10 protein-coding genes and 1 pseudogene are annotated in these 12,392 nt (G+C 32.5%); all 11 read left to right on the top strand.

Going from position 1 to position 12,392, the window contains the following annotated elements; translation table 11 throughout:
- Nucleotides 1-10: 10 nt before the first annotated feature.
- The 11 genes and pseudogenes from ACQ9BO_RS13465 to ACQ9BO_RS13415 all read left to right on the top strand — a co-directional run bounded on the left by ACQ9BO_RS13465 (nt 11) and on the right by ACQ9BO_RS13415 (nt 12,177).
- Nucleotides 11-814, top strand: a complete 804-nt coding sequence (locus ACQ9BO_RS13465; RefSeq protein WP_431241130.1) for a hypothetical protein — start codon at nt 11-13, stop codon at nt 812-814.
- Nucleotides 815-1,104: 290 nt separating this feature from the next.
- Entirely contained in the window at nt 1,105-3,336 is a 2,232-nt protein-coding gene (locus tag ACQ9BO_RS13460) for a hypothetical protein (protein ID WP_431241129.1), read from the top strand.
- A gap of 98 nt (nt 3,337-3,434) precedes the next feature.
- A complete protein-coding gene (locus ACQ9BO_RS13455; RefSeq protein WP_431241128.1) occupies nt 3,435-5,834 on the top strand; it encodes a hypothetical protein in 2,400 nt (799 codons plus the stop codon).
- Nucleotides 5,835-5,922: 88 nt separating this feature from the next.
- A complete protein-coding gene (locus ACQ9BO_RS13450; protein ID WP_431241127.1) occupies nt 5,923-6,927 on the top strand; it encodes a hypothetical protein in 1,005 nt (334 codons plus the stop codon).
- Nucleotides 6,928-7,103: 176 nt separating this feature from the next.
- Nucleotides 7,104-7,471, top strand: a pseudogene (locus tag ACQ9BO_RS13445) (tail fiber assembly protein).
- 65 nt (nt 7,472-7,536) lie between these two features.
- Nucleotides 7,537-8,187 (top strand): DUF5977 domain-containing protein, encoded by a 651-nt coding sequence (locus tag ACQ9BO_RS13440; protein ID WP_431241126.1) that lies wholly within the window; start codon nt 7,537-7,539, stop codon nt 8,185-8,187.
- A gap of 73 nt (nt 8,188-8,260) precedes the next feature.
- On the top strand, nt 8,261-8,410 hold the full coding sequence (locus tag ACQ9BO_RS13435; RefSeq protein ID WP_431241125.1) for a hypothetical protein: 150 nt from the start codon (nt 8,261-8,263) through the stop codon (nt 8,408-8,410).
- Nucleotides 8,411-8,413: 3 nt separating this feature from the next.
- Nucleotides 8,414-9,049: a DUF5977 domain-containing protein gene (locus ACQ9BO_RS13430; RefSeq protein WP_431241124.1), complete on the top strand. Its 636-nt coding sequence runs from the start codon at nt 8,414-8,416 to the stop codon at nt 9,047-9,049.
- A 78-nt stretch (nt 9,050-9,127) separates the two neighbouring features.
- Complete coding sequence (locus ACQ9BO_RS13425; RefSeq protein WP_431241123.1) at nt 9,128-9,742, top strand: hypothetical protein; 615 nt, start codon at nt 9,128-9,130, stop codon at nt 9,740-9,742.
- 137 nt (nt 9,743-9,879) lie between these two features.
- On the top strand, nt 9,880-10,473 hold the full coding sequence (locus tag ACQ9BO_RS13420) for a LamG-like jellyroll fold domain-containing protein (RefSeq protein ID WP_431241122.1): 594 nt from the start codon (nt 9,880-9,882) through the stop codon (nt 10,471-10,473).
- A 117-nt stretch (nt 10,474-10,590) separates the two neighbouring features.
- On the top strand, nt 10,591-12,177 hold the full coding sequence (locus tag ACQ9BO_RS13415; RefSeq protein WP_431241121.1) for a hypothetical protein: 1,587 nt from the start codon (nt 10,591-10,593) through the stop codon (nt 12,175-12,177).
- Nucleotides 12,178-12,392: the final 215 nt, after the last annotated feature.

Below are 12,392 nucleotides of genomic sequence, written 5' to 3'. Positions count from 1 at the left end.
TAAGAAAAAAATGAGTTCTATAAATCTTCAGGAAAGCCAGCTCTCGGGCTGTGCCACTTATGTAGCAATTGTAGTCGACGAATCTGGTTCGATCAATGGAAACGAAGCACAGCAAATTCGCGACGGGCTAACTTCATTTATCAATTCTCAGGCACAAAGTAATATTACACTTTCGTTAATCGGAATGTCTAACAGCGATACCGCTGTTAGACCCGATAACGTTATCCAGAAAAAAATTTCAAGTAATAGTCAGGATTTTATTGATTGGATTAATTTATATGGTCTAGGAAATCAAAGCATACAATCAGATTATTGGGCTTCTGGTTTAAATGTTGTTAAAAATCTATCTGTTACTCCAGATATCGTTTTTGTAGTTACTGACGGTCTGCAAGTCAATAATTCTGAATTTTTAAAAAATCTGTTTACTGAGTTGAATCTAACTTCGAAAGTTTTTGTGTACGGAGTCACAAGCTCGTTTGATACTATTGAAGAACTAACAACACCACTGACAAACTTCTTAGAAAGAACACCAGTTTTAAAAAATGATCAGATTTCTGCCTTAGATTCAGATTATATCAGAGTTCCCGATTTCAGTACTTTAGGAATTGAATTAAACAGACTTGCAACTAACTTATCAGATTTACAAATTGGTTGTTTTCCTAACGTAAGCATTATTGAGGATAATTTGGTTTATCCTTCTTTACAAAAAGGAATTAGAATTAGTAAATCATGTGGAACTTTAATTCTAAAAAACAAAAGCCGTGTTCCACTGACTTTAAGTGGCGGAACAAAAATTCATAAAGAAAAAATCTAAACGGGCTTATTTTTAAGCTTGACAATTCGGTAACAATTCTAGGGAAATCTGAAGTTGAAGTTCCAATCCGAATTGAAGGGAAACCTTTAGTATTCGGTCATTTTTCAACACCTGTAGATTTAAGCGATGTCTTTAATCCTTTAGGAATAAGCATTAATTTTAATATCGGCAGAGAATCATCAACCATTGAGATTACTCCAGACAAAACAAATCTGCAATCAAGCTATTTACAAATTGCCACCGCAGGTTCAAGAGGAATTGACAGTACAAAAGGAATTCATCTTCGATGGATGCTGAATGGCAAGTTAGGAGAAAATCACCTTCCAAAAGGCGAACTGTTCGATGGAGAAAATTCAAATTCTAGTTTTAATAAACCGGATGATTTTGTAAAAGTTTACAGAGCACCTTATACCAAAATCGCTCAAACTGTAAACTTAACTGACAACCCAAATGTTGTTGACAACAAAAAAGCTCTTTGGATTTATAAAACAGCAAATCCGCAAAGATCTGTTTATGTTAATTTTAAAGATGATAAGAAATATAAATCGGTTAAACTTAGCATCGATCCATTAACAAATCCTGTAGCTTTTATGCAGGCTTATGGAAACAGCTTAATTGAGATTGAAACCAAAACCGATTTATTCTTTGCGACCGAATTAGATTTTTCATCTTCAAATACTTCAAAAAGTGTAAAACTAGAAACTTTATCGGTTGCTGAAAACAAAATCACAGCTTCTAAAAATGTCAGTAGTCGTAAAACATATGATTCTGCACAATTAAACACTAAGATTCGTGTAGTTGCTGAAAATGGAAGAAGCATTCGATTTAAAGCTAATAATTGCTCATTAAATGCCATTCAATTTGAGTTTTATTCTGATTTCATTACTCATGCTAATATCAACGGAGATTGGACTTTAAAAGGAAAATATGGTCTTGCCACAGATGATTTTAAAGTTTTTGAACAACTAGAGCCAAAATTAAACGCTGTTCACGGAAAATGGTTAAAATTCAATGATGACGAATATGTAAACACTAAAAATTACAAAGCAAAATGGAACAGACCAACAGTTGCAAATGATATTACTGATGAAAACATCAAGGATATTGTACTGGAATATATTGAGTTAAGTAAATCAGGCAATCCTAAGGCAGAAAAAGATATTCCTTTTGGTGATCGCGTACCAATTAATGATCCAAAAGATGGTGAAGTACAGCAATACGCTGAAAATTTAACCAACATATCTTATCTGGATCTTTTAAATATTGTCATGAACGATTATCACGTTGCACGTATGCTAGGTTTAGGATGTTTAGATATTGATGAGGAAGTTTATGATGGAGAATATGTTTATTTAACAGAATACACCACTTTTGGAAGTTTAGAAGAAGACATTGATGGAAAAGAAGTACAACATCTTTCAATGAGTATTCCAACTTCTATCAATACTGAGCGTATGCCTCTTCCAATTCAGTTAAATAAAATTGTTCCTGGATTAAATGTTGATTCGGATGAAAATCCAAATAACAGAATTACAGATCCTGAAGGTTATAGTTTTGATGGAAAGAAACGATTTGTGAGTTTATTTATGGATGATGTCATGGATTATGATATTGTCAATCCTAACTCAAAAAATGACTTTTTCAAATCTTCTTTAGAATATGAAGGAAGCAACTTTACTTTTCCTGTCTATTTAGGAATTGATCATAAAATTGATTCCGAAAAAACATGGAAAAGTCCAGAATTATCGCATGATATTGAGTACAAAAGTGTCAATCAAAATCTAAAAGAATCAGAATTTGAAACTGTTCCGATTAATATTCCTGAGTCTGGGAAATCAGTTTTAAATGCCATTCAGGAAGAAACAGGAGAAAACACCTATATCTATCAAGGATACGGAATTAATATTTTCTCGAGAGCAACATCAGGACGTCAAATCAGCATTAAATCGGATATTAAACCTGCCAATAATTTAATGCCACCGAGCAATATGAATGCGCTTTTGGTTACAGAAGAAAAGCCGTTGCAGTTTACTTCTCAATCAGAACAACAACTATTAGACAAGATTACCGGACCTGATAAAACATTGGTCAGAATCATGTTTGATTATTATTCTGCTCAGGAATTGTTAAGTTATCCTGTTCCAAAAGAAATGTCTGTAGTGGAAGCCAAGACCAAAGAATCTATTTTTCCTGATGACAAAGAAATATTGGCAGATCATTTTAAACTGTATTATAAAGATGGACTTCCTGAAGTTGAATATGGTGAAATTGAAAGCATTGATAATGACAGTGTTGACAATCTTACTTCAATCGTAAAAATAAGAGAATATAGAATTATAAGCAGTGGCCAGCAAGTTAAAATTGGATTAGACAATACTAACAAAACAAGATTTGAAAGAGGAGTTTTAACGATTGGAGATCAAAATTATATCATTAAAAATATCGAAGTTAAATTCAAGTCAGATGGAAACTCTAATCAAGTTTTTGATTACGCCCTAATTGAAGTACTGAAAAAGAAGTAACAGACAAACTTCATGCTAATGGAGATGCAACAATCGATTCTGAACAGATTCAAAATATCAAAGTTCCTGAAAGCAGATTGTGTACACTGGTGCAAAATATGCAGACAGCCACAAACTGGCATCAGCCTGAAATTGATTTCACAATTAATTATCCTGAGAGTTTAAATACAATTCATAGAGAAGTTATTGAACATCTAAGTCCAAACGGAAGGAATTTACAGTTAGAAAAAACAAGAGGTGTTTGGAATGACGTTGTTGTTGAAAGATTTTTTGAGAATTCCTATGAAATGGATGAAAATGGAACGTATAAAGCAAATGACGAAGGCGATCTGATTCCATTAGATGAGAAGAAACATTTAGGATTGTATAAAATCATTTTCAAAAACTTCAATTTACCTCAGCATCCTCAATTTAAATCGCAGAAAGAAAACGCTGTAGAATGGTCAAATGGTATTGTGAGGTTGTTTACAAAAAATGCCTATCAAGAAGGAAATCCTGTTCCTGTAAAATCAAGAAAAGAGTTTAAAGTTTATAAAACAGAAAACATTGGCGCAACGGGAGATTTAGTCTTGTATATCGATGATCCAGATTTTAAACTTGGTAACTATGCTTCGCAAACAATGGTCGCTGATTATGATGAAATTTTTGGGGCAAAAAATGGTCTTAACCCAGAAAACGGACTGCGAGATTATGATAATGATTACGTATCTCAATCTGCAAACTATTATCCTAGTTACAAGGTTTATCTGTACGCAGATCCTGTTTCGGGAATTACTGAAGAGAATATTCTTCCAAGGGAAAATGAAAGTACACATTATTCAATTTTCGGAATCAGTACACATTCAAAACCAGAGATCGGTTACAAATCAAAAATTAGTATTCCTTGTCCAATGTACGCTGTCAAAGTGGAGAAGACTGAAAAACCTGAAGAAATTATCGGTGGAAGTTTGTATGCAACTCGTCCAGATTTTTACAATCGTTCGACTTTTACTTTCTCTACCAAGTATAAACAAGACCGAAAACCTTATGGATTATTGCATTACAGAGCAAATGAAGAAGATTTACTGAATGTTTTATACAAACCGACAACTGTAACTACAATCCGAGAAGAATTGAACAAATTGGGCGGAAATGATGAAATTGATTTCAACAAACGATGGGCAGATTTTATAGATTTTAACGGACTTGCTACAAGAGGTCAATACGACGTCTTTCCAAAAACTACATCCGAAGAAAATTTTCAGTTTCCATTACCTGACAATGATGAATTAATAGAACTGATCAACGACTTTATCAAATGGCATAATCAAACACAAGGTACACAAGAGCATACAATAACCTCCATTACATCATTAAATCAGGTTTTAATTTCTCAAGCAGTACAGGAGCCAATGTTAGCGGTTTATTTTATTGAACAAGCCATTTATAATGCTTTTGTTCCATTAACGGAAGTTCCTGTAATTTATGAGCATATCAAAGGCAATGACTATGTTCCTGTTAATAAAAAACAGATCATTAAAGATAAAAACGGAAATGCGTTAAAACCAACTGACGATGATTTTGATATTGCTCCAATGATGAAAATTGTAAATGAAACTGAAAACAGAGTACAATTTACCGATTTTAATCTGGATGGAAATTCACAGAATATTTACTTCTACGCTGTTCGCGAAATGGACATTAAAATGAACTTTGGGCCGTTCAGTAATCTTTTAGGGCCTGTAAAATTAGTCGCTTCTACTCCACCTAAAACTCCTGAAATCAAAAGAATTATGCCAATTCTTGAGAATAAAGTATTAGGAATTAAGCCTGCTGTTCAGATCGAGTTAAATACATATCAGCCAGAATATAAAATCAGAAAAATTAATATTCATCGTGCCACAACAATGCTTGAAGCTCAGTCGATAAGAACAATGAAACTGGCTAAAGAAATTGTAATTGATGAAGATACTTTATCTGCTGATTTTGACAATGTCTGGACTGTTTATGATGATTTTGAAGATTTAGAAGAAGTTCCTTTTGGAGATGGCCTTTTTTACAGAATTACGGTTTCTAAACAAATTGAATATGCAGATCCGGAATCAACAACAAAAAATCCAGTTGTAAATATTGATTATGCTCCTTCACAGCCGTCAAAAATTACAGCTACAGTTATTGTTGATAGTATTTCTCCTGAATCTCCAGTTTTAGAAGCTTCTGGAACTGTCTCGGGAACAAATGGAGAAATATTCTCTTCTATAATTTTCAATTGGGAAAAAACAGTTTATAATGGTAAATATCATTTATACAAAATGAACAGTCACGGAAATTGGGATAAAATTCATGAAGTTTCAACAAATCTTGAAAATATTGCCTTACCGCTTCAGCAAACGAAATTAAATACTGATGAATTGATTATTAAAAATGAAGACGGTGACAGAATCTACCATCATTTTAAAGTAATCTCAGAAAATTCATCTGGTATGCTTAGCATTGACGAAAAAATCCTAACTCTTTAAAAAACTGACAATACCAATGATTTAATTTCATTGGTATTGACTTCAGGACTCATACAAACATTTAAGCAAGAAATAAAACTAAATAAAAATGGCAACAAGCAGAAATGACTTTCACAACAAATTCAATAATGGAGACATTCCATCGCACCTTGATTTCGTAGAAATTTTTGACAATTTCGTTCATAAAAATGATGACAAAGCCGATTTTCAAATGGTCGAAACAGGAACAGATAATCAGCACTACATCACTCCAGCGCTTTTAAAAGCGACTTTTCAAAATGCGGGAATTATTGCTGGCAATTCTTATGTTCCTTATAAAGAATTTCAAGATAACTTTTCAGGAACATCCATTCAGCTGGATTCTTCTCCCATCCCAGACAGCGTTAAAGTCTATAAAAACGGACAATTATTAAAAGAAATTAATGATTATAATTTAAACTACGACAGCGGTGTACTTACTTTTAATGCTCCGATAAATGGTCGAAATATTGAAATAAATTACTGGTCTAAAAATTTTGATACTGAACCTGAAGGAGCTGATTCTAATCCAATTCTTGGTAGTTTATCTATTCCTTACAAAGAAAATTTTGACGAAGATACTTTTACTAACGATAAAATCACTCTAAAAGAAATCCCAGTAAAAGACAGCGTCAGAATTTATAAAAATGGTCAGTTGCTTAGAGAAGGTGCAGGCAAAGATTATGCTGTCGATTACAACAATGGGGTTATTACATTTTCAGAGGTAATAATCGATCGTAATATTGAAGTTGACTACTGGTACAAAAGCACTGTCACTCTATCCGATTTAGAACTGAATACCAAATATGTCGATTTAACAACAGCTCAAACAATTGGAGGAAATAAAACTTTTACTGAAGCAGTTGAAGCTAAAACCTTTATTAAAACTGGAGGAACTTCAAGCCAGTTTTTAATGGCAGACGGTTCCGTATCAACTTCTCCTGGCTCTGATTATGATGCCGATCATTTTATTTCAGGAGTTCCTTTCACAGGAGGATATCAAAAATTTAGCAATGGCTTAATATTACAGTGGGCCTATTTATTTAATAATGCTAATACATATAACTTCCCCTAGCTTGGCCAAATGGCGCATTGAGCGTTATGGTATCTACTTTACGAACAAGTTCTGGAAGCAGGGGATATAATCACGTAGCAAATATTACTATGAGTAATTATTATGCCCTTATTGATGGAAATTACGGGTATATGTTTGCAATTGGCTATTAATCATAAATTGAAAAAATAAAAATTATGTATAAAGGAACTTATAACGAAAACGGAGAATACACAGGTTTTTATGTTGTTGGAATTCATGAAAATATTCCTCAACCTAATGTCGAATTAACCAAAGAAGAATGGCAACAAGCATTATCTAAAAATTATAAAGTAATTGAAGGCAAACATACATTTTCTCCTTTTGTTCAAAACAAAGAAGAGCTTTTAGAAAATTTAAGAGCCAAAAGAAATTCATTATTAACCGAAAGCGATTGGACGCAAATAGAAGATGCGCCTCTTTCTGAAGAGAAAAAACAGCTTGGAAAAATTACAGACAAGAACTAAGAGATCTGACTGATTTGGAAGATTTAGCAACGGTTGTTTGGCCAGTAACACCTATTTAATAAATATCCATTTATAGATTTTAAATGAATATTCAATCAAATAACTATTCTTTATTAAAATAAATATGGAAGAAAACACATCATACAAACCTTTTGCATACATAGATCAATATACTCCAGTAGAAGGAACATCGGTTTATTATAATACTGAAAAAACTTTAGCCGTAAAAAAGAATGATTGCTCCCGAGGAACAGTGGGAAATCTGGTTACTTTGACTGCTCCTGCTAATAAGTTTGTTTCTACTGAAAGTGTTGCGGATGCGGATGAACAAGCACAATCTTGGTTAGATGCAAATGCACAAGCTTATGCAAACAATATTGGAACTTGCGTTATTAGAACTACTGCGTGGCGAGGAGAAAATCCTTCTTGTATACTTGAACCATCTACAACTTTACTGCCTTTTGATTATATGATAATCAGATACAAATGGGCATTAGGTGCAGGTCGAGATTTGGATACCTTCACTGGATTTGTTAGCACTGGAACTGAATGGGATAACAAATATATGGGATTTGGTCATGGTAATGGTACTGAATTACCAAATAATAGCACAGCTATGCAATCGTATATTATGTTTGCTGGAGACAATCAAAAAGAGAATGGAATCGAAGCTTGTCTAATCAATTTCAATAAACTTACCATTGATTATACTTCATTAAAATCAATTCCCGTGAGAATGGTCGTAGACTTGGTTCAAAGAAATTGGAACAGGTAATATTGATGTTGAAATTACAACTTATTCAGGAGGAACAATGCAAAAAATAGATGCAGAATATGATTTTATCAACGTGGGAGGCTCACAGGTACAACAGCTTACTTTTTCTAAAAATATTCCTAAACCACCTTCATGGGTAAATGATATTGATCAGGTAACAAATATTGGATACATAACATACGATAAAGACACTTCGACAGCGAAGGTTGTAATAACTTATTAAATTATGGAAAATACAGGATACAAATCTTTTGAAACATTAGAAAGATACTATACAGATGACAACACATCAACTGGAGAAACGAAACCAAATGTAGTTACAGATCCAGATTATATTGCTCCTTTTCTAGACACTGCGAATTGCCCTCCAGGCGCAAGATTTTATAATTCCAAACAAACTAAAATCGTTGCCAAAAACAACTGTGGCCCGGGATATGTCGGCAGTGATGAAACACTTACCGCCTATGCGAATCAATTTGTTTCGAATGAAAGCGTATTAGATGCAAATAACCAAGCAATTGCTTGGTTAGATGCTAATGCGCAGATATATGCTAATAATGTAGGAGTATGTACAATAGCCCCAATAACAAATCCAACCGTACCAACATTGCAATATGCCTATTATGGAGGCGAGACCATGACGCTTCAGTGGCCAAATTTTATAGATCCAGGAGCCATAACCTATCAATTATATCGTAGTATAAATGGCGGAACTCCTATGCTTTTACAAACATCAACAGATACCTTTTATTATGATAAATTATCAAATGATGTAACATATTCATATCAAATTAGAATTAATTCTAATGGATACACTTCTCCTTACAGTAATACTGTAACAGTAATAGGTCGATCTTCATAAAAAATCATAATCTTTTTGGAGGATAAAACTCCAAAAAGATTATTTATATCCTCAAAAAACTATTAAAAATACCACAAAATGAGCACTAATCATAATAGAATAAAAGTCTCCGATTTGGAAACAAATGAGCCAGACAAAATTTTAAGTACTAATTCATTTGGCGAATTAGAATTTATGAATGTAAATAATCTAAAAACTGAAAATTACAATGCATTAGATTGTACCGAACAAGGAAAAGCATTAGATGCGAGACAAGGAAAAGTTTTAAAGGATTTAATTGACAACAAAGTTGATAAAGTTTCTGGGGAGCGCTTAATTACTATAGCCGAACAGATAAAACTTGCAGAAATTCAGGTTGGTGCTCAAAATTTATTAGAAGAAAAAATTTATGGCACTGTAATGGAAAATCTTTCTATGGCAGGAAGTGTAAATATCGACTTTAATTCTTTTGCTCATGGGAAATTTACTTTGACCGGAAATACAATATGGACATTTACAAATATGCCTGCAGTTGGTAGGTCAATTACCCGAACTTATGAAGTAAACAGTCTAACTACACAGAGTCTTTCCATCACTAATACAATAAAAAACTTTGGCTCTTACTTAGCAGATAGCTCAATTAATTTTATAACTATCGTGGCATCAAACACTACTTATTCTGGATTAAAAATAAATGTCTTTTTTAATAACTAAAAATATGAGGAGAGTATCCGCTATATTATTAAAAAAATCTAAAAATTAAACATTACTATCCATTACAAAGTAATAGCAATGATTTAATAAAGGGATTAAATGGAACTGACTTTGGTATTTCTTATGTATCGGGTGGTGTGATTGGTAATTGCGCAAATTTTGGTAATTCAATCACTCATAAAAACAGAATTGTAATACCTGATAATGATTCAATATCATTTGTTAATAAAAAATTTGCAATGTCTTTTTGGCTTAATTTATCAGCAATAAGATTCGATGCTTCTGTTTATGGCAATATATCTTGGTTCCTCAACAAAAGAAATGATTCTGATAATTTAGAATATCAATGCGGTATTGTAAATGGAGAATTGTTCGCAGGTCTATTTAACAATGGAGGTAAAACTTCTTACATTCATCGTAAAGCAGGTAATTATTCCTTTTTAAATAAATGGACAAACATAATTTTCTCATATAATAATACTAATAATGGTTACGGATTACATATTTATGCCAATGGTATTGAAATATCAACCACTTCATCAGATATAGGAACGTTTACATCACTATCAAACACAAATACACCATTAATACTAGGGCAAGCCTCTTGGAATCTTGGTTTTGCTCCATTATTAGGAAAAATGTGTGAATATTATATATATGATAATGCCGTAACACCTGAACAAGCTTTGTTTATCTACAACGAAGGGCTTGCTGGTCGCAGTTTGATTTAAAAATATAATTTACGAATATATTATTCGATAAAGCCTCAAATTTCAATTTGGCAAAATTGGCATAAATAATCTCTAACTAAACTATACAGCATAAATTTTAAATTTCCAATAAAAAAAATGAGCACAAACTACAACAGAATAAAAGTGGCAGATTTGGAAACAAATCAGCCAAATAAAATTTTAACCACAGACAATAGTGGAGAATTAGAGTTTACTGACATTAACGCTATAAAAGTCGACAATTACAACGCCCTTGACTATACTGATGCGGGCAAAGCTTTAGACGCAAGGCAAGGTAAAATCTTAAAAGACCTTATCAACAACATTAATGCTATATTAATTTCAGATAACCTCAACTTAAATACAATTCAAAAATTAGTCGATGCAATTGAAGATGTAAAAGCTTCTTTGGACACTATTCTGGTCAACAACCTAACTTCCGGCGGAACTACAAAGGCTTTAACTGCTGAAATGGGTAAAACATTGCAAAATACCAAAGTTGATAAAGCTCCAGGCGAAAGACTAATTAATGCCGAAGAAATTACAAAACTCTCTGGAATATCAAATGTTGTTACTACAGTAAAGACAATTGCATCAACTGCTTTAGCGACCCAAAACATTACAGGATTTGTAAATTATATTAATGCCTTGAATCCTGTACTCGTCGTTGGACCTAACGAAATTGTAAAATACACAACCAGCGATACAGGACGAACATTTGAATTAAACTTAAGAAGTCGTTCTTTTGGTGTTGGACAACCGGCGATTACAGCTTCAAATGTTATAGAAATTACTGATTTCTTAAATAAGGACATCAAATTGAGTAATTATCTCTCAACACGAAATGATGGACAATCGCCAACGAATAGAGTATTAGGAACAGATGCTAATGGTAATTTAAAAATGTATAGTATTTCATCATTTCCTGCGCCATTTTTAGAATCTTTAATTGCTGATAGTCCTTTGCCTTCAAATACGGGTAAAGTCATCTTAAAAGGTGCTTTTTTCACTCCAACTATGACAGTTACAATTACCGGACAAACAGTAAATTATATTACATTCATTAATGATAACGAAGTTCATGTTAATGTAACAACAGGCCCTACTGAAGGCTATTTTGATGTCATTTTGAATAATGGATTAACTTCAACTTTTATAGGCAAGATGTTAGTTGTTTTAGGAACAATTTATAAGCCCGTTTTGGCAGATTGGGACACCATTATTCAGACCCCTAACTTAAATTTAGAAGGTTCAATGTTGCTTCAAAATATTGCAACGATTTCGAGTGCTAGATGGACAAAAGCAATTGATCCAACAAAAAAATTCAGGATTCATTTTTCAGTCACAGAAAGTCCTTATGTTTTGAAAAGCTCTGTTCCACAAACTTTTAAAACTGTGTTTAAACTGATTAACATAGCATCAGGTGATAATTATGAAATTAGGGCATGGCTAGAGCCGACAACTACAAGGGTCAAATTTTATTGGTATAAAAATGGTACTCAAATAGGAGTAAATAGATATATAGCTTTTGCAAATTTTAGAATAGAATATGATGGTGTTAATTTATACATAAATCAAGATATAAATAATGAAAGCATAATGTCTGTTATTGATACAATTACTCTTACTGATACATGGAGAATCTTATGGTATGTTGAAAGGTATGACATTACAAAAATCAAATACATTGAACTAGTATCTTGAAAACATTTATAATAATACACAAGCATATTGTTCGGATCTTCTTGATTAACAAATCAGTTTTTTATAATTATTAAGATCAACTAACAAAATCAAAGAAATTTCAAATCAATTTTCTTTAATAAAATTCTTGTTTTTGAATTCAACATTCAGCTCCAATCACAAAAAAATCCTAAACATTACTCTTTTTAATTGATATATCGGGAAAAGTCGATATA

Source organism: Flavobacterium sp. P21 (genome assembly GCF_050632225.1).
In the GTDB taxonomy this organism is placed as follows: domain Bacteria; phylum Bacteroidota; class Bacteroidia; order Flavobacteriales; family Flavobacteriaceae; genus Flavobacterium.
Note: the sequence above shows the minus strand (reverse complement) of the source record. Positions and strands in the feature narration are given on the sequence as shown.